This is a genomic window from Kitasatospora sp. MMS16-BH015 (genome assembly GCF_002943525.1).
GTDB lineage: Bacteria > Actinomycetota > Actinomycetes > Streptomycetales > Streptomycetaceae > Kitasatospora.
Genome location: NZ_CP025394.1, coordinates 7,362,274 through 7,383,112, shown reverse-complemented (window position 1 = coordinate 7,383,112; position 20,839 = coordinate 7,362,274). Strand labels below are relative to the sequence as shown.

Here is a 20,839-nt window from a genome sequence, read left to right as displayed (position 1 = left end):
CCCACACAGGAGTTGTGTCTTCGTGCCCACCTCTCTGCGCTCGCGCCTGTCCGCATTCGCGGCCACCGCCGCGCTGGCCGCCTTCGGCACCGCCGTCCCCACCACGGCCCACGCCGACACCCCGGCCGTCAACCTGGCCACCAACCCCGGCTTCGAGATCCCGACCCTGCCGCTGGCCGACTGGGGCTCGATCCCCGGCTGGAACTGCACCGCGGGCGAGGCGAGCGTCACCACGGCGGCGCACAGCGGGAGTTCGGCCCTGGCCGTGACCCCGGCGAGCGCCGGCTCGAACGGGGAGTGCTACCAGACCGTCTCGGTGCGCCCGAACACCAGCTACACCCTCTCCGCCTGGGTGCACGGCAGTTACGTCTTCCTCGACGCCACCGGCACCGGCCACGACGTGCCGCCGGCCTGGACGGCGGGCACCGGCGACGGCTGGCAGCAGCTGACCACGAGCTTCACCACCGGCGCCGACAACACCACCGTCCGCCTGGCGCTGCACGGTTGGTACGGCCAGGGCGCCTACACGGCCGACGACCTGCAGCTCAGCGGGCCCGCGCCCGACCCGGCCCGGGCCACCTGGAACGTGCCTACCACGGACAAGGTGGTCTTCTTCACCATCGACGACGGCTGGCAACCCACCCCTGAGGCCGAGCAGTTCATCGCCGACCACCACCTGCCGATCACCGCCTTCCCGCTGCCGATGCCCTCCGGCAACACCCCGGACTACTTCCGCCGGGTCACCTCGGTGCCGGGCTCCTCGATCCAGGACCACACCGTCTCGCACCGCGACCTGACCACCCTCTCGGCCGCCGAGCAGCAGGCCGAGATCTGCTCCGCGCGCGACGCCGACCAGCGGATCTACGGGGTCACGCCCACCGTCTTCCGTCCGCCGTACTTCACCTGGAACGCCGACACCCTGCAGGCCGCGGCCGACTGCGGCATGCGCGTGGTGGTCACGGCCACGGCGGACTTCAGCTGGGGCCAGTCGAACGTCTACCGGGGCGGGCCGCTGCAGCCCGGGGACATCGTGCTGACCCACTTCACCGACACCCTCGCCACCGATCTCCAGCGGGCCTACGCCGCCGCCCAGGCCGCCGGTCTGACGCCCGCCGGATTGGCCGGCTACCTCAAGTAGCCGGCCCGCGCTCCCGTCACCTCTCCCCCACAGTCCGTACCGGAGGTCACGCCCCATGGAACGTGCTCGAACCACCAACCCCGAACGGCGAGTTCACGCCCGCCGGCACCGCCCGCTCGCGGCCCTGCTCGGCCTCGGCCTGCTGGCCGGCGGCGGCACCGCGCTCGCCCTCACCACCAGCGCCGGCGCCACCGTCACGCCCACGACCACTGCGGTCTCCCCCGCCGCGCTCGGCAGCAACTGGTACGCCTCCGCGCCGTACCTGATGCCCGAGGACAACAACCCGCCGAACGCCGCGGCGGTGATGGACGCCACCGGCCAGAAGGCCTTCCAGCTGGCCTTCATCCTGGACGGCGGCGGCTGCAGCCCCGCTTGGGGCGGCACCTCCTCGATCAACACCGACACCACCATGCCCTCGGTGATCAGCACCATCAGGGCCAAGGGCGGCGACGTCTCGGTCTCCTTCGGCGGCTACGGCGGCACCAAGCTCGGCCAGACCTGCGGCACCCCGGAGGCCACCGCCGCCGCGTACCAGAAGGCCGTGGACAAGTACCAGTTGAAGGCCGTGGACTTCGACCTGGAGGAGCCGGAGTACGAGAACACGGCCGCCATCCACAACGAGATCGGCGCGGCCAGGCTGCTCCAGCAGAACAACCCCGGCCTCTACGTCTCGATCACCACGGCGGGCACCAACGCGGGCACCGGCTGGTTCGGCACCCAGATGCTGAACGAGGCCAAGTCGCAGGGCTTCACGCCCGCCAACTACTCGATCATGCCCTTCGACGGCGGCTTCAACGGCGCGGCGGCCCAGACCGACGCGCTGGTGAAGTTCAACGCGATCCTCCAGTCCACCTTCGGCTGGTCGGAGGCCACCGCGTACGCCCACGAGGGCGTCTCGATGATGAACGGCCGCACCGACGCCGCCGAGTACTTCCGCCAGGCGGACTTCCAGACCGTGCTCGACTTCGCCACGGCGCACGGGCTGGCCCGCTACACCTACTGGTCCGTCAATCGCGACCGCCAGTGCGCCGGCACGGTGGACCCGGGCCTCTCCGGCTCCTGCTCCAGCGTGGTCCAGAACGACTGGGACTTCACCAAGTACACCGTCCGCTTCGCGGGCGCGACCCCGCCCACCACCCCGCCGTCCTCCTCCCCGTCCCCCTCGCCGACCACCCCGGGCACCTGCACCGCCCCCGCCTGGGACCCGACCAAGGTCTACACGGCCGGCAACGTGGTCTCCTACGCGGGCCACAAGTGGCACGCCAAGTGGTGGACGCAGAACGAGAACCCGAGCGCCAGCGGCCAGTGGGGCGTCTGGGCCGACGACGGCCCCTGCTGACGCCCGCCCCGTGAACGGGCCAGGGGCCGCGCGGCCGCCGTGCAGCTGGGTGCACGGCCGGTCACGCGGCCCCTGGCCGCTACGCCTGGGCTCAGTGGCTGTTGAACACCGGGTAGTAACCGCCCGACTGGCCCGCAGCCTTGGGGTGGTAGCTCTCGTCGATCGGCAGCGTGGTGCTGTTCAGCCAGGTGGTGCTGCTGCCGCAGATCTCGTGCGTGGCGAACGCGCTCCGCACGTCCCCCCAGGCGAAGTTGGCGCCGGCCGCCGCGACTCTCTGCGAGATCACCGTGTCGAGGGTGTCGGCCGCGCTGTTGATCGCGGTCCGCTTGGTGTCGCTGATCCCGAAGATGCAGCTCCCGGGCACCTGGTAGAGGTGCGGGTAACCGAGCACCACCACATGGGCGTTGGGCGCGTTGTTGCGAATGGCGGTGTACACCTGGTCGAGCTTGCCGGGCAGGGTGTTCTGCGCGTACGCCTTGGCGTTGCTCACCGCGCTCAGACACGCGCTGTCGGAGTCGAGCACACAGGTCTGCATGGTGCTGGCGAAGCCCGCGTCGTTGCCACCGATGGTGATGCTCACCAGCGAGGTGGAGGAACTCAGCGCCGACACCTGATTGTTGAGCACGTCCCCGGTGACCGCACCCGAGCAGGCCACGTCGTTGAACGAGGCCGGGCTGTGCGCGTTCTTCCACAGGTACGGGTACGCGTTGGTGCTGATCTTGCAGCTACCGCTGGCGCTGGTGTAGCTCCCGGCACCGACGCCCGAGGAGTACGAGTCCCCCAGGGCGACGTAGTTCTGGCCGGCCGCCTGGGCGGTGGTGGCGGCGACGGCGACGGTGGACAGGGCGAGGGTGATCGCCAGACCTGCAGCGGACACGACGCGGGTGGTGCGCATATGGTTCCTCCACTGGGGCAGTGATGCCGGTCACACTTTTGATACCAGGCAGTAGCTTCCAGGGATAGTGCCCATGCCAAAGTTGTTGCGTCAGCAGGGGCTTCTGCCGTTCTAGCGCTACGAGAGTGTCAACTAACGTGTGCTGCAAGGATATTGACAGCAGACGCGGCGTGAGCTACTCGGCAGTAGGGGTGAGTACGGCCGTTCGCGCCCGGCGGCGGCTGTGACTGGTGATGAACGAGGGTCAGACGGTGAACGGCACTCAGGCGGTGAAGGTCACGCCGGCCGGGGGAACTTCCTCGATCGTCTCGTTGGCCGCGGCCGGGACGCCGAGCTGGACCACGGCGGTGGCGACGGCGACCCGGGCCTGGCGGAGGCCCGGTGCGCCCCAGCCGAGGAGCTCGACCGCGAGACCGGGGGCGACCAGGAGACGGCGGTAGTGGCGGCCGGAGGCCGGGTCGGGCGCCGTGGGCCCGACGGCGTGCAGGGCGGCTGTCATCCGGACCCGGGCGCACTCGTGGCCGCCGTTCGCCGAGCCGACCCGGTCGTAGAGGTAGCCGAGGTAGTGCGGCTCGCCGATCACGGCCTGGGCCTCCTCGCCGGCCTCGCGGGCCAGGGCCCGGCCCGGGTCGCCGGCATCCTCGGGTTCGAGCGAGCCGCCGGGCAGGCTCACCACACCGTCCCGGGGGTTCACCAGGGTCAGCACCCGGCCGTCCGGCACGAACAGCCACCCCCAGGACTGCTTGACCGGCAGCCCCTCGGGCACCGTCTCCCCCGGCCGCCACGGCCACCCCGCGAGCGGACGCCGCCGCACCCGGCCGAGCAACTCGGCGATCTCCGCGCTGTACTCGATGCGGCTCATGCGTCCCCCTTCGGTCTCGTGCGGCAGGCCGCAGTGGTGTGGTCGCGGCGGACCGCGGCGGTGTGGTCGGGGGCCGCCGACCCGCTCGGACCTGCCCCGACTGTTGATCTTCCCCGAACACGCGACCGATGAACAGTCCTGGCAGCCGCCCGGGGCACCCCCACCCTCCGTCACCCGGCCAACCCACCGCCACCCCACCGACACCTCCGGGCCACGCCCCCGCCCGGCGTGATCCGTAAGAGAGGCCCTGTGGCTCAGCGCTCCAGCGCGAACCCGGCGGCCGGGCGCGCCACCTCCCCGGGGGCCAGCACGGCGGCCGTCTCCACCGCCGTCATCGGCCGCAGGTACCCGTCCACCAGCGCCCAGCCGTACACCCGCCGCCCGGCCCGCAGCAGCAGCTCCCCCGCCCCGCAGCCGGCCACCGCCGCCGCGAGCGTGACGCAGAACGCCTCCACCTCCCGCCCCGCCGGCCCCGGCGCCCCGGCCGCCACGCACAGCTCGGCCGAGGCGGCCAGCACCTCCCCGTCCAGCAGCCCCACCGAACGCAGCGTCACCCGGTGGCGGCCCTCCCCCGCCCCGGCGGCCAGCGCCAGGTACACCGCGGACACGTACCCGAGCACCCCGGCGAGCCGCTGCTCCGGCTCCTCCGCCCAGCCCAGCGAATCGAGCAGCGAGGCGCAGCCGAGCGAGATCCGCACCCGGGCCCGGTGGTCGTCCACCAGCGCGGGCAGCAGCGCGGCGAGCGACTGCCCGCCGTACCGGAACGGCTCCCCGGCCAGCGCCGGATCGGCCGCGTAGGCGACCCGGGCCACCGGATCGCCCGGGTCGAGCTGGTGCTCCTCGCAGAAGTCCGCGTAGTCCACCGGCTCCAGCAGCCGCAGGTGCACGTCCAGCCCGTGGCCGTGCAGCACCCGCAGCTGGGCGTCCGTCCGCGCCAGGTAGCCCGCGTAGTCGGCCTCCCCGAGGAACCCGAACCCCGCGAAATCACCCGCCGAGGCGGCCACGGCGAGCGCGACCGGCTGCCGCACCGCCCGCCGCTCACCCCCACCCCGCCCGGGCCCGCCCGGACCGGGCCCACCACCCCCGGGCCGCGACCGCCCCGCCCGGCCGACCGGGCCACCGGCGCCGCTCCCGCTACTCGCGCCACCACGACTGCGCGCGCCGCGCGCCGCTCGGCGCGCCGCCGCCCGCTCCACCCGCCCCACCCGCTCCGCCCGCTGCTGCCGCCGCCTGGCCGCCGCTCTCCGGTGCACCATCGCCTGCCTCCCTCGCTCGTCCGGGGCCGACCCGGCCCCCAGGTGCCGCCGACCATACCGAGCGTCACTGACAGGGCACGCTGTGCCACCGGGTGGTGCCGGGTGTCAGTCGGGCCTGGGATGCTGGGGGCACCGGACGGTGGCGGAGTGGCCTCCGCGCGAGCAGAGGAGACCTCGAGTGGCAGCGGGCGAGCGGGCACAGCGGGTCGCGGCGGCAGCGGGGGCGGCGTCGCGATGAGGCTGCTGCACACCTCCGACTGGCACCTCGGCCGGTCCTTCCACCGGGAGAGCATGCACGAGGCCCAGCGGGCCTTCCTTACGCACCTGGTCGAGGTGGTCCGGGCCGAGCGGGTAGGCGCCGTGCTGGTCGCGGGCGACGTGTACGACCGGGCGCTGCCGGGGCTGGAGGCCGTGGGGCTGTTCGACGAGGTGCTGCACCGCCTCGCCGAGCTCGGCGTGCCCACCGTCTTCATCAGCGGCAACCACGACTCGGCCCGCCGCCTGGGCGTCGGCGCCGGCCTGATCGACCGGGCGGGCATCCACCTGCGCACCGACCCCGACGGCTGCGCCGTCCCGGTGCTGCTGGCCGACGAGCACGGCCCGGTGGCCGTCTACGGCCTGCCCTACCTGGAGCCGCTGCTCACCCGCGAGCGCTTCGGCCTCGCCCGCGGCGGCCACGCCGAGGTGCTCTCCGCCGCGATGGCGGGCGTCCGGGCCGACCTCGCCGACCGCCCGGCCGGCACCCGGGCCGTGGTGCTCGCGCACGCCTTCGTCACCGGCGGCGAGCCCAGCGACAGCGAGCGCGACATCACCGTCGGCGGGGTGGCCGCCGTGCCCGCGAGCGTCTTCGACGGCGTTCACTACGCCGCCCTCGGCCACCTGCACGGCGCCCAGACCCTCGCCCCGCACCTGCGCTACAGCGGCTCCCCGCTCGCCTACTCCTTCTCCGAGCACCGCCACCGCAAGACCATGTGGCTGGTCGACCTCGCGGCCGACGGCTCGGTCGCCGCCGAGCGGATCGACTGCCCGCAGCCCCGCCCGCTGGCCGTGCTGCGCGGCCGGCTGGACGAGTTGCTGGCCGATCCGGCCCTCGCCGAGCACGAAGACGCCTGGGTCCAGGCCACCCTCACCGACCCGGCCCGCCCGGCCGACCCGATGGAGCGGCTGCGCAGCCGCTTCCCGCACACCCTGCAGCTGCTCTTCGAGCCCGAGCACACCCCCGGCGCCGAGCACCCCTCCTACGCCGCCCGGGTGAGCGGCCGCCCCGACCTGGAGGTGGCCGAGGGCTTCGTCCGCCACGTCCGCCCGGGCAGCGAGCCCGACGAGACCGAACGAGCCTGGCTCCGCGAGGCCTTCGAGGCCGTCCGCCGCGAGACCGAACGCGAGCAGGAGCTGCCCCGATGAAGCCGCACCGCCCAGGGTCGGCCCCGATGGCACTGCCCTTGGTCTCGGGCCCGATGGCGCTGCCCTTGGTCTCGGCCACGACGGCACTGCCCTTGGTCTCGGCCACGATGAACGAGCGCGAGCAGGAGCCGCATCGATGAAGCTGCACCACCTGGAGCTCACCGCCTTCGGCCCCTTCGCCGGCACCGAGCGGGTCGACTTCGACCAGCTCGCCGCCGCCGGGCTCTTCCTGCTCCGCGGCGCCACCGGCGCGGGCAAGAGCAGCGTGCTCGACGCCGTCTGCTACGCCCTGTACGGCGAGGTGCCCGGCACCCGCAAGGGCAACCCGCTGCGCAGCGACCACGCCGACCCGGCCCTGCTCACCCGGATCCGACTCGAACTCACCCTGGGCGGGCGGCGGTTGGAGATCATCCGGTCGCCCGAGCAGCCGCGTCCGAAACGGCGCGGGGCCGGCACCACCCTGGAGAAGGCGCAGACCCTGCTCCGCGAGTGGACGGCCGACACGGGTGCGGGCGAGCCCGGCTGGCGCGCCCTCAGCACCTCCCACCAGGAGGCCGGCGAGGAGCTGCGCCGCCTGATCGGCATGAGCCGGGAGCAGTTCTGCCAGGTGGTGCTGCTCCCCCAGGGCGACTTCGCCCGTTTCCTGCGCGCCGACGCCACCGAACGGGCCGCCCTGCTCCGCCAGCTCTTCGACACCAGCCGCTTCGAGCAGGTGGAGAAGTGGCTGGCCGACCAGCGCCGCGCCCAGGAAGCCGCCGTCACCGCCGGCCGCACCCGCCTGCGCAGCCTCGCCGACCGCACCCGCGAGGCCGCCGGCCCCCTGGCCGAGCCCATGGACCCCTGGTTCCCCGCAGAGGAGCCCGCCCCGAGCCCGTCGGCCAAGCCGACCACGCGCCGCTCAGGCGCAACCCCCGACGGCGCACCCGGACTCGCGGGCGGCGGCAGTACCGGCAGCCTCACCGGCGGCTCCGCCGGTGACCACACGGGTGGCTCCGCCGGTCCCGCCGACTCCCGGGCCCGGAGCCGGGCTGCCGGTACACCCACCACCGCCCCCGGCCGTACCGGTGCCGCCCTCGGCCATACCGACCGCGGCACCGGCAGCCTCGCCGACGGCGTCCTCGCCTGGGCCGCGATCCTCCGCTCCAACGCCGCCGAGGAGTCGACCGTCGCCGAGCTCTGGCTGCAGGCCGCCGAGACGGCGCACGACGGGGCTCGCCGCGCCGCCGAGGAGACCGCCGAACTGGCCGACCGTCAGCGTCGCCACCAGGCCGCCGTGGCCGAAGCCGACCAGCTCGCCGCCTCCGCCGAGCGGGCCGCCGAGGAGGCCCGGCGGCTGGCGGCCGCCCAGGCCGCCGCCACCGTGGAGACGGCCTTCCGTCTGCACGCCCACGCGACCGCCACCCTCGACGCGGCCACCTGCGCCGAGCAGTCCGCCCGCGCCGCCCTCTCCCACCCTCACTCCGCCGCCGAAGCCGAGGCCCTGGCCGAGGCCGAGCGCGGGCTCCGCGAGCACCTCGGCCGGCTCACCACCGCCCGGGCCGAGGAGGAGCGTTGGCTGACGCTCGGCCGTGAGCAGGAGCGGGCCGAGGCCGAACGGGCCCGGGTCGAGGGGGCCGCCGAGGACGCCCGGGAGTGGCTGGTCGAGTACGAGGGCCGGTTCGAGCAGCTCTCCGCCGCCCAGGAGTCGGCCCGCGCCGCCGCCACCACGGTCGAGCAACTCGACGCCAAGCACAGCGAGTTGGACGAACGCCTGACCGCGGCCCGCCGCCGCGAACAGCTGCTCGGCGAGATCGCCGAGGCCGAGGGCACCGTCCGCACGCTCAAGGACCTGGCCCAGGAGGCCCGTTCCCGCACCCTGGATCTCCGCGAACGCCGACTGGTCGGCATGGCGGCCGAGTTGGCAGCCCAGCTGGCCCCGGGCGAGCCGTGCCGGGTCTGCGGTTCGGCCGAGCACCCGGCGCCCGCCCGGGCCACCGAGGCCCCGGTCAGCGCGGAGGACGAGCGCCGCGCCCAGCAGGAGCAGTCCCGCGCCGAGTCGGCCCTGCACCTCGCCGAAGGCAGCCTCACCGAGCTCCGGGTCGCCGAATCCGCCGCCACCACGGCCGCCGGCGGCGCCGGTGCGGCGGAACTCCGTTCCGAGCTGGCCGAGTTGGCCGAGGAGCGGCGCACGGCACTGCGCGCCGCCGAGGAGCTGGGCTCCCTCACCCAGCAGCTGGCCCGCCTCGCCGCCGAGGAGTCCAAGCGGCAGCGCGGCCTGCACGAGGCCGACCAGCGGATCGCCGTACTCGCCGAGCGTTCCCTCAAACTCGCCGAGGAGCGCGCCGAGTTGGCCCGCCGCGTGGCCGAGGCGCGCGGCGATGCGCCGTCCGTCGCCGCCCATGGTGCGGCCCTGGCCACCCAGGCCGAGGCCCTGGCGAGCGCCGCCACGGCCGCCCGGGCCCGCACCGAGGCGGCGGCCCGGCTCACCGAGGCCGAGCACGAACTCCGGCTGGCCGCCCAGGCCGCCGGCTTCGCCGGGCCCGCCGAGGCGCACGCCGCCCTGCTCCCCACCGCCGAACGCACCGCCCTGCACACCCGGGTCGAGCATCACCGCACGACCCTGGCCCGCGTCCAGGACCGGCTCACCGATGCCGAACTCCTCGCCGCCGCCGCTCTCCCACCCGCCGACCTCGCGCAGGCCCGGGCCCGCCACGACGCCGGCCTGGCCCGCCTCACCGAGGCCTCGGCCCGGCACAGCGCGGCCACCGAACGGTGCGCCGCCCTGGCCCGCTTGGGCGCCGAACTGGCCCGACTGGCTGCCGAGTTGGCCCCGGAGCTGGAGCGCCACGGCCGGATCAGCCGGCTTGCGGCGCTGGCGGCGGGCACCTCCACCGAGAACGTGCTGCGGATGCGCCTGGAGTCGTACGTGCTGGCAGCCCGGCTGGAGCAGGTCGCGGCGGCGGCCAGCGAGCGGCTGGTCCGGATGTCCGGCGGCCGGTACACCCTCGTCCACAGCGACGGCCGCGCCGCCGGCAACAAGCGCTCGGGGCTGGCCCTGCGGGTGGTCGACGCCTGGACGGGCCGCGACCGCGACACCGCCACCCTCTCCGGCGGCGAGAGCTTCTTCGCCTCCCTCTCGCTGGCCCTCGGCCTCGCCGACGTGGTCACCGACGAGGCCGGCGGCCGCCCGCTCGACACCCTCTTCGTGGACGAGGGCTTCGGCAGCCTCGACGAACAGGCTCTGGAGGAGGTGATGGACGTGCTCGACGGCCTCCGCGAACGCGACCGCGCCGTCGGCATCGTCAGTCACGTCCCCGATCTCCGTACCCGCATCCCGGCCCAACTCCTGGTCCGCAAGGGCCGCCGCGGCTCCACCCTCCGCCTCGCCGACCAGGAGCCCGGCTGACCCACCACCCCGGTGCCGTACGGGCCTTCAGGCTTCGAGTGCCTCCCGCCAGGGGTGCGGCCCGGTCCCTGGCGGGGTCAGGCGTTCGGCGAGCCAGCTCCGCTGCTCCGGCCCGAGCAGCGGAGCGAGCGCCCGGAAGTCCTCCTCGTCCTTGGGCCGGGTGCCGCGGGCCTTGAACAGCAGCACCACCTCCGGCGCGAGGTACGGCAGCCCGTCGGCCGTCCGCCGGGTCAGCCGCCCGAGCGGCAGGCGGGTCCGGTGCCCCCGGTGGAACACCCACTCGTCCCCGTCCGACCGGGCCACCATCACCTCCAGCGCGACTGGCCCGCCGACCAGCAGCAGCGTCTCTCGCCCCGGCTCCACCGGCTCCGGGTACGCCCAGGCCCGCCGCTCGCCCGTGAGCCGGTCGGCCAGCTGGAGCTCGTAAGCCCCGGAGTGCCCTACGAAAAGCTCTAGTTCTCGGGCGAGCACCTGCACATCCACGTCCCCGTGCGCCCGCGTCACCCGCCCGAGGTTCAGGTCCACGGCCCACCCGCCGGCCACCCACCAGGACCCGGCGTACCCCTCGAAGAGCTCCCCGACCTGCCGCAACGCCGGATCGTCCGCCGGCTGCACCCGCATCTCTCGATTCACCGCCCGACTCTCCCACCCGGGCACCGGGCCCCGCACCCCGATTCCGCCACGGGCGTGGTGACTCCTGCTCACGGTCGTACTGCTCCTGGGCGGCGAGGAGTTCGGTGCGGGCCCGCGAGGAGGGCCGAGACGATCAACGTGGCCCAGCAGCTCGTGGTCTGGTTCGAGGAGTCACTGTGAGCAGCAACAGCACGGCACGCACGGCGATCGTCACGGACGCGTCGAAGGGTTCGGGCGCGGGGATCGCCAAGGCGCTGGCCCGCACCGGCGCGGCCGTCGTGGTGAACTACCGGGAGGATGCGGCGGGCGCCGGGCGGGTGGTCGCGGACATCACCACCGAGGGGGCCGGGCGCTCGCCGTCCGGCCGGACGTGGCCCCGCAGCGAGGACGTGCGGCGCCTGTTCCAGCGGGCCCGCGAGGAGTACGGGCCGGTGGACGTGCTGGTGAACAACGCGGCCGTCGCAGCCTTCGCATCGCTGGCGGAGATCACCGAAGCGGAGTTCCAGCGCGAGCTGACCACCAATCTGCTCGGCACAATCCTCACCACCCAAGCCCTGGCGGCGCAGCAGGACATCGGGGCCGCGTCGATCGTCAACGTCTCGACGGCCGGCACGCTCACCCACCCGCCGTACGCCTCGCTGTACGTCGCTTCCAAGAGCGCGGTCAACGCCTTCACCATCGTCGCGGCCAAGGAGCTGGGCCCGCACGGCACCCGGGTCAACGCGATCATTCCCGGCCCTCGGACACTGAGGGCACCCGGGCCATGGGCTTCCCCGGCTCGCCCCAGGAAGCCCGAGCCATCGCCGACACCCAGCTGGGGCGGATGAGCACCCCGGAGGACTACGGCCCGCTGGTGGCCTTCCTGGCCTCCGAGGACGCGCGGTGGATCACCGGGGACGTGATCCTGGCCTCCGGCGGAATGCGCTGACATCCGACCCGGCCGATTGCCTAGCATCGGGGCCATGATCGTATGGATGAACGGTACCCACGGCGCGGGCAAGACGACCACCAGCCCGCTGGTGCAGCAACTGATCCCGGATTCCCGGGTGTTCGACGCCGAGAAGGTCGGCGAACTGCTCATGGACGTCTCGCCGGGCCTGCCGGCCACCGACAACTTCCAGCACTGGCTGCCCTGGCGGCAGTTGGTGGTCGACTCCGCCCGCCGCCTGCTCGACTACACCGGCGGCACCCTGGTCGTCCCGATGACCGTCCTGGTCGAGCAGTACTGGCGCGAGATCAGCGCGGGCCTTGCCGAACATGGCATCCCGGTACGCCACTTCGTCCTGCACGCCGACCAAGAGACCCTGCACCACCGGATTCAGCACGATGCGGTGATGGGCCCTTCCCCGTTCCGCTTCAAGTACCTCGCCCCCTACGCCGAGGCCGCCCGCAGCTGGCTCCACGCCGAGGCCGAGGTGGTCGACACCACCCACCTCACCCCGGCCCAGGCCGCCCGGCAGATCGTCGACACCCTCAAGGGCTGAGGCCTGCGAAGATCGTCCGTATGCACAACTCTCTGCCGCTCCCGGCCGGCCCCGACGACCCCTTCGCCGGGCTCGGCGAACTCCTGCTGGCCGTCCGGGACCACCGGCGCGGCCTGCTCGCGGCGGCCGGCTCGGACGGGTACGGCCTCTTCCGGGTCACCGACCGGGCCCGCCGCCGCTGGCTGCTGCACGCCGAACACCCCGTCAACGCGCTGGCCTTCCACCCGTCGCTGCCCCTGCTCGCGGTGGGCACCGGGGAGTACGACGGCGGCTACCTCTTCGAGGGCGAGCTCCTGCTGGTCGACCTGGCGACGGGTGCCGCCCGGTCGCTCTTCGAGGATCACTTCGGCCGCCAGGTCCTCGGCCTGGAGTGGCCGGACGATCACGGCCTCCGCGTCCTGCTGGCCCCGCCGGACGACTGGAAGGACTCCAAGGCCCACCGCGAGGGCCACCTCGCGGTGATCCACCGCACCGACTGGGCCACCGTCCCGGCCGGCTCGCTCACCGGCACCGACCTGGCCGGGCCACGGGTGCCGGCGCCCCGTCCCGACCACCGCGAGGCGGCCCGCCGGACGGTGGCCCGGCTGCTCTCCCCGCCGACCCGCCGCCACCACACCGGGGGCTGAACCAGCCGGGTGGGCTCAGCGCGGGTTGGTCCAGCCCGGGGTCCAGGCCGTGGTCTCGTCACAGGTGGGCGGGACGGTGGCCAGGTGGGTGCGGAGGGTGGCCAGGGCCGGGTGGGGGTTGTCGCGGTGCCAGAGGAGGGAGTGCGGGTAGACCGGGGTGGGGTCGGTGACCGGGATGCGGCGCAGGCCGTGGCCGGCGGGCCAGACCAGGCGGGTCTGTGCGCTCATGAAGGTGGCCAGGGCCGGGGTGTCGGCGATGGTGTCGAGCAGGGCGTCGGAGCCGAAGTTGGGGCCGGTGGCCTCGATGGTGAGGCCGAACTCGGCCACCAGGTCGTCGTAGTAGGCGGCCCACTCGGTGCCGGGCACGATGCCGGGCATCCAGATCCGGTGGCCGACCAGCTCGGCCATGGTCACCGAGCGGGCGTTGGCCAGCGCGTGACCGGGCCCGGTGAGCAGTTGCAGCGGCTCGTCGAAGACCCGGACGGCCGCCACGTCCTCGGGCAGCGGTCGCCCGGGCGCGGCCACGGCGCGGAAGGTGGCGTCCAGCGCCCCGGAGCAGAGCTCGGCCACGGCCGTGTCGAGGTCGAAGAGCGTCAGCACGTCGAGCTCGATCTCCGGGTGCAGCCGGTGGAACTCCCGCATCAGCCCCGACTGCGCACTGCGCGAGGAGAGCACGTCCACCCGCAGCGCCCGCGTCCCGGCCCGCACCGAGGCCACCGCCCGCTCGGCCACCCGGAGCAGCTCGCGGGCGTGCGGCAGGAAGGCCTGCCCGTCGATGGTCAGCTGGGCGCCGCGCGGCGTCCGGACGAACAGCCGCACCCCCAGCCCCCGCTCCAGCGTGGCGATCCGCTTGGAGACGGCCTGCTGGGTGACGGCCAGCTCGGCGGCGGCCTCCTGGAAACGGCCCGCGTCGGCGGCCACGACGAAGGTCCGGACAGCGTCGAGATCCATGCCGCCCACGATAGGGCAACAACCGTTGGTTGTGTCGTAGTGGCCGATTGGTTGTTTGATCCCCGGGTCAAGACCAGGATTTGATGGCTCCGGTCAATGATCGGTTGTACGAGGAGGGGCCCGCGCATGATCGGCAGGGTGCGGCGGGGGTGGGGTCGGGTGCCCGGGGCGACGCGGCCGGGCGGGCCTGGCTTCGGGCGGTGGGGCGCCTCTGGCCGAGAGCTGCGAGTCGGGCCCGGTGCGGGGCAGCCGCCCGGTGCGGGCCCGGCACGGCCGGCCGGGCAGCGGCTCGGCCGGTCGTGGCGCGGTGGCCCGGGCCGACCGCGCCTGGGGCGGGACTTCGGGTGGCTCTGGGCCGCGTACGCGGTGAGCGCCTACGGCTCCGGGCTCGGGTTCGGGGCGCTGCCGCTGATCGCCGTCCAGGTGCTGCACGCCGGGCCGGCCGAGGTGTCGGTGCTCGCCGCCACCGGGCCCGCCGTGGGGGCACTGATCGCCCTGCCGCTCGCCCCCTGGGTGGAGTTCCGCCGCAAGCGGCCGGTGATGGTCGCGATGGACCTGGCCCGGTGCGCGGCGATGGCCACCGTCCCGCTGGCCTACGCCTTCGGTCGGCTCGGCCTCGGCCAGCTGCTGGCCGTCTCGGCGGTGGTCGCGGCGGCCAAGATCGCCTTCGGCGCGGCGAGCGGCGCCCACCTCAAGGCGCTGGTCCGCCCCGAGGACCTGCTGGTCGCCAACGCCAGGTTCGAGTCGACCACATGGAGCTCGATCGCGATCGGCCCACCGCTGGGCGGCGCGGCGATCGCCAGCTTCGGCCCGGTGGTCACGGTGGTCGCGGACGCCCTCAGCTACCTGCTCTCCGCCCTGGGCATCACCGCGATCCGCACCGTGGAGCAGCCCCCTCCGCAGCGGAGCGGCCGGGGCACCCGCGTCCACCGCCGACCCGCCGGCGGCGGCCTGCTCGACGGTTGGCGGCACGTCTTCACCGACCCGAGCCTGCGCCCGCTCTACCTCAACAACCTGCTGGTCTCCGGCCTGATCATGGCCACCGAGCCACTCCTGGCCGTCCTCCTGCTCCGCCAACTCGCCTTCCCGGCCTGGCAGTACGGACTGGCCTTCGCCGCTCCCTGCCTCGGCGGCCTGCTCGGCTCCCGGCTGGCCCGGCGGGTGGTGGACCGCCACGGGCGGGCCTGGGTGTTCCGGACCATCGGCACCCTCCGCGCGGTCTGGCTGCTCGGCCTGGCCTTCGTCCGGCCGGGCCCGATCGGGCTGCTCACCGTGATCGCCGTCGAACTCGCGATCATCGTGAACATGAGCCTCTACACCCCGGTGCTCGCCACCCACCGGCTGGAACGGACCCCCGAGCACCTGCTCACCCGCACCCTCACCGCCTGGTCCGTCGGCCAGCAGCTCACCATCGCCGTCCTCACCACCCTGGCCGGCCTGCTCGCCGCCCTCACCACACCCCGCACCACCATCGCCCTGGCCGGCCTGCTGGCCCTGGCCACCCCGCTCCTGCTCCCCCGCGGCCACCACCTCACCGCCCCCGGGCCCGAGGCCGCCCCCGCACCGACCCCCGCCACCGGTTGAGCTCAGGCCGGCCGGTTCGGACGGACCATCGCGGCCAGCTCGGGCGAGGCCGCCGTGGCCGACTGGGAGTTGAACCTCCGGTAGCCCCAACTCTCGTAGACCCGCTGCACCTTGCCGTCCCCGGCAAGCGGGTTGACCATCAACATGACGGTCTCCTCGGTGCGTTCGGCCAGCAAGCCGTCGTGGATCCGGCGGGCCGCACCGGTGCCGCGCCACGGCGGTCGGACTCCGATCTCCTTGATCGCCAACGCCGGTACGGTCGGACCGCCCTCGGCGAGCGGCTCCGCCAACCGCTGCCAGTACGGGTCACGGGCACCGACGGTGTTGCCGTACGCGTACCCGACGGGCTGCCCGCCCTCGTAGCCGAGTACGATCCCGAAGCCGGGATCGGCCAGGTGGCGGTCGAGACGTCCGGCGAAGGCCTCGATGCCGTAGTTGGGCAGGTGGAGCAGCGGCGCCCGCACCTCCGCGTACACCTCCGTCAGCTCCTGCCGGAGCGCCGCGTCGAGGGTGACGTGGTAGCGGAGTTCGAGGGACACGCGCTGCTCCTTCGGGGTGGCGGCTTGGGTAGTGAAGGCCCGGGTCAGGCTACCTTGAGCACCAACTTGCCCTTGGTCCGGCCGGTTTCGCCGAGGGTGTGGGCCCGCGCCGCCTCGGCCAGCGGGAAGACGGCGTCCACGTGGACCCGGAGGCGGCCGCTCTCCACCAGATCGGTGAGGGCCAGCAGGCCGTGACGGTCGGGCTCGACCAGCAGGAAGCCGGAGCGGATGCCGCGGGCCGCTGCCGCGGCGGCGAGGGCCGAGGTCTCCACGGTGGGGAGGGTGATCAGCGTGCCGCCGTCCCGAAGAACTGACAGGGAGCCTTCCTGATAGTTGCCACCGACCGAGTCGATCACCACGTCCACGTCCGAGAGCATCGCCGCGAAGTCCACCGCCGTGTAGTCGATCACCTCGTCCGCTCCCAGCTCCCGCAGGAAGGCGTGCTTCTCCGCCCGCGCGGTGCCGATCACGTACGCGCCGCGCGCCTTGGCGAGCTGCACCGCCAGGTGCCCCACCCCACCTGCCGCCGCGTGCACCAACACCCGCTGCCCGAATTGCAGTTCGGCCGTGTCGACCAGTGCCTGCCAGGCCGTCAGCCCGGCCAGCGGCAGCGCCGCCGCCGCCACGTGGTCGAGCCCCACCGGCTTCGGCGCGAAGTGGCGGGCCGGGGCGGCCACGTACTCGGCGTAGCCGCCGACCAGCCGGGGGAACCCCGGCATGCCGTACACCTCGTCCCCCGGCCGGAAAAGCGTCACGCCGAGCCCGACCGCCGCCACCACCCCCGACACGTCCCACCCCGGCACGTCCCCGCCGGGCGCCAGCCGCACCACCCCCGCCCTGGTCTTCCAGTCGATCGGGTTGATCCCAGCCGCGTGCACCCGCACCAGGATCTCCGTCGGCCCCGGCACCGGCCGCTCCCGTTCCACCAGCCGCAGCACCTCCGGCCCACCCGGCTCCGCGAACGCCACCGCCAGCATGACCCCCGCCGCCCCCACTGCCCCCGTCGTCCCCGCCATCCGGACCCGCTCCCCTCACTCGTCCTCGCTGCTCAGCGCCACTCGGCGCTTGATCCACAGCCTGCCGGACCCAGCCGGCCGAAACGAGTGGCCGGATTGCCAACGAGTGAGAGGATCTGGCCATGCAGCAGTCCGTGCGGCAGGCCGTGCACCGCGTCGTCGTCCTCGCCCTCCCCGGCGTCTACCCCTTCGAACTCGGCATCCCCGCCAAGGCGTTCGGCCTCGCGTACAGCGCCGACGGCCGGCCGCTCTACGAGGTGCTCACCTGCACCACGGACGGCCGACCGGTCCGCACCAGCGAGGACTTCGCGGTCACCGTCGAGCACGACGCGAGCGTGATCGCCACCGCCGACACCGTGGTCGTCCCGGCCGTCGTCGACCCGCTCGGCGGCGGCGAACCTGCGGCCGAACCGGCGGCCGAACCGGCGGCTGGGCCGCCGGCCGAGCCGCTGGCCGGGCTGCTGACCACCGCGCTCGCCGAACTCCGGCCCGGCACGCGGCTGGTGGCGATCTGCACCTCCGCCTTCGTGCTCGCCGCCGCCGGGCGGCTCGACGGCCGGCCGGCCACCACGCACTGGCTCTACGCCGACCGCTTCCGCGCGCTCCACCCCGAGATCCCGCTCGACCCGAGCGTGCTCTACGTGGACGACGGCGACGTGCTCACCTCGGCCGGTTCGGCCGCCGGGATGGACCTCTGCCTGTACCTGATCCGGCGCGACCACGGCAGCGAGGTGGCCAACCGGGTGGCCCGGTACTGCGTGGTGCCGCCCTGGCGGGACGGCGGGCAGGCGCAGTACATCGACCGGCCCGTCCCGGAGCCGAGCGGGAGCGACACCGCCGGGGCTCGCGAGTGGGCCCTGCACCAGCTCCACCAGCCCATCCAGCTGGCCGAGTTGGCGGCGCGGGCCGAGATGAGCGTGCGCACCTTCAGCCGCCGGTTCCTGGCCGAGACCGGCCAGACCCCGGGCCGCTGGCTCACCACCCAGCGGCTCGAACTCGCCCGCCGGCTCCTGGAGTCCAGCGATCTGCCGGTGGACCAGGTGGCCGAACGCGCCGGCTTCGGCAGCGCCTCCTCGCTCCGCGGGCACCTGGCCGCCGCGATCGGCGTCTCACCCGCCGCGTACCGCCGCACCTTCCGGGGCCGCACCGCCCAAGGCCACACCGACCAGGGCCGCACCGACCAAGGCCACACCCATCCCGGCCGCTTGAGCCCGAGTCGCCCCAGCCTGTCAACCCCTTGACGGCCGCACCCGCCACCCAGCACGCTCTGCCGCACTGATCAGCGTGACGGGCGGAGGGGCGCGATGAGTTGGTGGCGGGCGTGGCGCGGAGTGGCCATCGGGGTCGGGATCCTGCTCGGGCTGGGAGTCGCGGCGGTGGCCGTACTGGCGGTGATCGCCGTCCGGGTGGACGGGCACAGCATGCAGCCGACCCTGGCCGACGGAGAGCGGCTGCTGCCGGACAAGATCAGCCAGGGCAGCCGGCTGCACCGGTTCGACGTGGTGCTGCTCAAGACGCCGGGCCGGGACACCACCATCGTGAAGCGGGTGATCGGCCTGCCCGGCGACCGGGTGGAGATCGACTCCACGCCGGCCGCACCGTTCACCGTGCTGGTACAGCCCGGCGGCACCGGCCAGTGGTACCGGATCGACCAGCCGACCTGGCCGGCCCAGGCGCACCGGAGCAGCAACTGCTGCCAGCCGGACGGCCAGCGCGACGCCGCCCCCCACCCGCAGACCGTCCCGCCCGGCAAGCTGTTCTTCCTCGGTGACAACCCCGACGGCTCCGACGACGCCCGCACCTTCGGCTGGGGCGACCTGACCACCGTCAGCGCCCGGATCCACCTGCGGGTCTGGCCGCTCACCGCCTTCGGCTCCCTGCCCGCCGGCCCGGCCATGACCCCCGTCCCGGCCCCGCAGTCCTGACGTTCGAACGCATCCCGGGAATATACGAGTCACCGGGTAGCGAAATGCAATTCAGCGTCACCCCGTAGCGGAATTCCCCCACCGTCACCGGCCCAGCGAAATCCCGCCGACCCTGGCCCGACTCGACAGAGAACGCCCGCGTCACATCCCGTCAGGTCCGGAGTCAGGTCCGGAGTCGGGTCCGCAGCCGGGTCCGGGGTCGACCACCCCGGAGACCCGCATCACGATCTCCGCGATCCGCCCCGCCGCCTCGGTCAGGCCGGCCTCGGCCGGGTCCGCCGAGGACTGGAGCAGGTGGCTCGCGGTGAGCCGCACCACGGACTCGACGGCGAGCGAGCGGGAGAGGTCGTCGACCTCCGGCCAGACCTCCTCCGTGTACGAGACCAGCAGCGAGGAGAAGGTGTCGAAGGCGGCGCCGGAGCGGGTGGTGAGGTAGGCGAGCAGACCGTTCTCGCCGTCCCGATCGGCCGTCAGCACGGCTCTGAGCAGCGGGTTCACGGCCGCCTCGTGGAGGATGTAGCCCACCCCGGCCTCGGTGGCGGCGCGCAGCCGGCCGCGGTTGGCCTCGAGTTCGGCCAGGGTGCCGACGGCGATCCGGTGCAGCTCTCGGCCGAACAGCTCCTGCCCCAGGCCCTCCTTGGACCCGAACTCGTTGTAGACCGTCTGCCGGCTCACCCCGGCCCGGGTGGCGACCTCGGTCAGGTGCAGCCGGCGGAAGCCGCGATCGACGATCAGTTCGGCGGCGGTGTCGAGCAGCCGCGTCCGCAGCGGAGAGTGCTCGCGTTCGCGGTTCGTGGCCATTGGCGGAGTCTAGTCAGCCAATCCCGTTCATCTTATTGACGCCATGTCTGATAGTGCTTACGGTCTGGACACACTGCCGAAACCTGTAAACCGCTTCGGGTGGATTCCTGGCGATTCCTCCCGTGATCGGCAGTACCCTCATCCAGCCCCGCGCGAGCGGGAAGAGAGTCGGAGTGACTCATGTCCGAGAGCCAGGAAAGATCCGAGGAAGGCACCGCCACCGCACCGAGCACCGATCCGCGCGGGGTGACCCGCTGGCGCCGCAGCGCGCTGGTGGCCGTCCCCGCCGTCATCGCGATCAGCGCGATGGCCGTGGCGATGACCGAGGGGGCGCTCGCGGCGAACCTCTCGCTCACCGCCGTCCCGTTCACCCTCAGCTCCAACACCATGGCGGCGCCCAAGGGCCTCGGCGCGGTGATGACCACGGTGAACGCGGGCGCCAACCCGACCGCCGTCACCGAGGTCGGCCTGGCCAAGGCAGGTCTGGACGGCATCTGCATCCACGCCACCCAGTCGGTCAACCTGCCGGTGGTCGGCACGGTCGGCACCTGGTCGCTCAACATCACCTCCCCGGCCGCCGCCACCCCGCTCACCACGGCCCAACTCGACGCGGGCCAGGGCCTCCAGGCCAGCAACCTGATCCTGGACGGCGGCGCGATCACCGGCGCCAGCGCGACGCTGAACGCCACCGCCACCACCCCCAACCAGATCGGCGCGGGCGCCGACAGCGCCAACATCAAGAACAGCGGCATCACCGACGGCTCCACCGGCCAGTTCGGCCTCGACGCCACCGGCGGCGAGACCGACATCAGCGGCCTCAAGGCCCACGCCAACGGCGCCACCCTCGGCGGGGCCATCACCCTGCCCAACCTCAACATCGCCCTGGTCAACGGCGACACCGCCGGAAAGGGCGCGAACGGCGGCGACTGCTGACCGTTCGGCGGACCACCCGGGTGGAGTCCGCACCACCGGGGCTCCACCCACCCGCCCCCGTGCAGTCA

General features: G+C 74.0%; 20 protein-coding genes. 12 read left to right on the top strand and 8 right to left on the bottom strand.

Features of this window, described 5'->3' with window-relative positions:
• Positions 1 to 22: 22 nt before the first annotated feature.
• On the top strand, positions 23 to 1,138 hold the full coding sequence (locus CFP65_RS31590; protein WP_104819385.1) for a polysaccharide deacetylase family protein: 1,116 nt from the start codon (positions 23 to 25) through the stop codon (positions 1,136 to 1,138).
• A 55-nt stretch (positions 1,139 to 1,193) separates the two neighbouring features.
• Complete coding sequence (locus CFP65_RS31585) at positions 1,194 to 2,477, top strand: chitinase (RefSeq protein WP_104819384.1); 1,284 nt, start codon at positions 1,194 to 1,196, stop codon at positions 2,475 to 2,477.
• A gap of 91 nt (positions 2,478 to 2,568) precedes the next feature.
• Here the strand turns inward: CFP65_RS31585 and CFP65_RS31580 are convergent, their stop codons facing one another.
• From CFP65_RS31580 to CFP65_RS31570, 3 genes are all read right to left on the bottom strand, one after another.
• On the bottom strand, positions 2,569 to 3,372 hold the full coding sequence (locus CFP65_RS31580; RefSeq protein ID WP_104819383.1) for an SGNH/GDSL hydrolase family protein: 804 nt from the start codon (positions 3,370 to 3,372) through the stop codon (positions 2,569 to 2,571).
• Between the two features lie 262 nt (positions 3,373 to 3,634).
• The gene (locus CFP65_RS31575; RefSeq protein WP_217368206.1) at positions 3,635 to 4,234 is read right to left on the bottom strand and encodes an NUDIX hydrolase; all 600 of its coding nucleotides are present in this window, start codon (positions 4,232 to 4,234) and stop codon (positions 3,635 to 3,637) included.
• 254 nt (positions 4,235 to 4,488) lie between these two features.
• Positions 4,489 to 5,262 (bottom strand): hypothetical protein, encoded by a 774-nt coding sequence (locus CFP65_RS31570; RefSeq protein ID WP_104819382.1) that lies wholly within the window; start codon positions 5,260 to 5,262, stop codon positions 4,489 to 4,491.
• A gap of 462 nt (positions 5,263 to 5,724) precedes the next feature.
• Between CFP65_RS31570 and CFP65_RS31565 the strand changes: the two genes are divergently transcribed.
• On the top strand, positions 5,725 to 6,894 hold the full coding sequence (locus CFP65_RS31565; RefSeq protein ID WP_104819381.1) for an exonuclease SbcCD subunit D: 1,170 nt from the start codon (positions 5,725 to 5,727) through the stop codon (positions 6,892 to 6,894).
• Between the two features lie 136 nt (positions 6,895 to 7,030).
• Complete coding sequence (locus CFP65_RS31560; protein WP_104819380.1) at positions 7,031 to 10,279, top strand: AAA family ATPase; 3,249 nt, start codon at positions 7,031 to 7,033, stop codon at positions 10,277 to 10,279.
• A 27-nt stretch (positions 10,280 to 10,306) separates the two neighbouring features.
• Here the strand turns inward: CFP65_RS31560 and CFP65_RS31555 are convergent, their stop codons facing one another.
• Positions 10,307 to 10,912: a nucleotidyltransferase domain-containing protein gene (locus CFP65_RS31555; protein WP_158702450.1), complete on the bottom strand. Its 606-nt coding sequence runs from the start codon at positions 10,910 to 10,912 to the stop codon at positions 10,307 to 10,309.
• 176 nt (positions 10,913 to 11,088) lie between these two features.
• Here CFP65_RS31555 and CFP65_RS31550 point away from each other — a divergent pair, with 176 nt between their 5' ends.
• The 4 genes from CFP65_RS31550 to CFP65_RS31540 are packed head-to-tail and all read left to right on the top strand — an operon-like array spanning position 11,089 to position 13,022.
• Entirely contained in the window at positions 11,089 to 11,739 is a 651-nt protein-coding gene (locus tag CFP65_RS31550; protein ID WP_254552664.1) for an SDR family NAD(P)-dependent oxidoreductase, read from the top strand.
• On the top strand, positions 11,736 to 11,840 hold the full coding sequence (locus CFP65_RS41405; RefSeq protein ID WP_254552663.1) for a hypothetical protein: 105 nt from the start codon (positions 11,736 to 11,738) through the stop codon (positions 11,838 to 11,840). Before CFP65_RS31550 ends, CFP65_RS41405 begins: the two co-directional genes overlap by 4 nt.
• Positions 11,841 to 11,874: 34 nt before the next feature.
• On the top strand, positions 11,875 to 12,396 hold the full coding sequence (locus CFP65_RS31545; RefSeq protein ID WP_104819378.1) for an AAA family ATPase: 522 nt from the start codon (positions 11,875 to 11,877) through the stop codon (positions 12,394 to 12,396).
• A 20-nt stretch (positions 12,397 to 12,416) separates the two neighbouring features.
• Entirely contained in the window at positions 12,417 to 13,022 is a 606-nt protein-coding gene (locus tag CFP65_RS31540) for a hypothetical protein (protein ID WP_104819377.1), read from the top strand.
• 15 nt (positions 13,023 to 13,037) lie between these two features.
• Here the strand turns inward: CFP65_RS31540 and CFP65_RS31535 are convergent, their stop codons facing one another.
• On the bottom strand, positions 13,038 to 13,973 hold the full coding sequence (locus CFP65_RS31535; RefSeq protein WP_104819376.1) for a LysR family transcriptional regulator: 936 nt from the start codon (positions 13,971 to 13,973) through the stop codon (positions 13,038 to 13,040).
• A gap of 327 nt (positions 13,974 to 14,300) precedes the next feature.
• Between CFP65_RS31535 and CFP65_RS31530 the strand changes: the two genes are divergently transcribed.
• Positions 14,301 to 15,557, top strand: a complete 1,257-nt coding sequence (locus CFP65_RS31530) for an MFS transporter (RefSeq protein WP_256387315.1) — start codon at positions 14,301 to 14,303, stop codon at positions 15,555 to 15,557.
• A gap of 2 nt (positions 15,558 to 15,559) precedes the next feature.
• Here the strand turns inward: CFP65_RS31530 and CFP65_RS31525 are convergent, their stop codons facing one another.
• Together CFP65_RS31525 and CFP65_RS31520 are read right to left on the bottom strand one after the other, a co-directional pair.
• Positions 15,560 to 16,096 (bottom strand): GNAT family N-acetyltransferase, encoded by a 537-nt coding sequence (locus tag CFP65_RS31525; RefSeq protein WP_104819374.1) that lies wholly within the window; start codon positions 16,094 to 16,096, stop codon positions 15,560 to 15,562.
• A gap of 44 nt (positions 16,097 to 16,140) precedes the next feature.
• Positions 16,141 to 17,112, bottom strand: coding sequence for an NADP-dependent oxidoreductase (locus CFP65_RS31520; protein WP_371682484.1), 972 nt, complete (start codon positions 17,110 to 17,112; stop codon positions 16,141 to 16,143).
• 122 nt (positions 17,113 to 17,234) lie between these two features.
• Between CFP65_RS31520 and CFP65_RS31515 the strand changes: the two genes are divergently transcribed.
• Both CFP65_RS31515 and lepB read left to right on the top strand, forming a co-directional pair.
• A complete protein-coding gene (locus CFP65_RS31515; RefSeq protein ID WP_104819373.1) occupies positions 17,235 to 18,353 on the top strand; it encodes a GlxA family transcriptional regulator in 1,119 nt (372 codons plus the stop codon).
• A 63-nt stretch (positions 18,354 to 18,416) separates the two neighbouring features.
• A complete protein-coding gene (gene lepB, locus CFP65_RS31510; RefSeq protein ID WP_104819372.1) occupies positions 18,417 to 19,037 on the top strand; it encodes a signal peptidase I in 621 nt (206 codons plus the stop codon).
• A 141-nt stretch (positions 19,038 to 19,178) separates the two neighbouring features.
• Here the strand turns inward: lepB and CFP65_RS31505 are convergent, their stop codons facing one another.
• Positions 19,179 to 19,838, bottom strand: coding sequence for a TetR/AcrR family transcriptional regulator (locus CFP65_RS31505; protein ID WP_104819371.1), 660 nt, complete (start codon positions 19,836 to 19,838; stop codon positions 19,179 to 19,181).
• A 180-nt stretch (positions 19,839 to 20,018) separates the two neighbouring features.
• Between CFP65_RS31505 and CFP65_RS31500 the strand changes: the two genes are divergently transcribed.
• A complete protein-coding gene (locus tag CFP65_RS31500) occupies positions 20,019 to 20,771 on the top strand; it encodes a DUF6230 family protein (protein WP_254552661.1) in 753 nt (250 codons plus the stop codon).
• Positions 20,772 to 20,839: the final 68 nt, after the last annotated feature.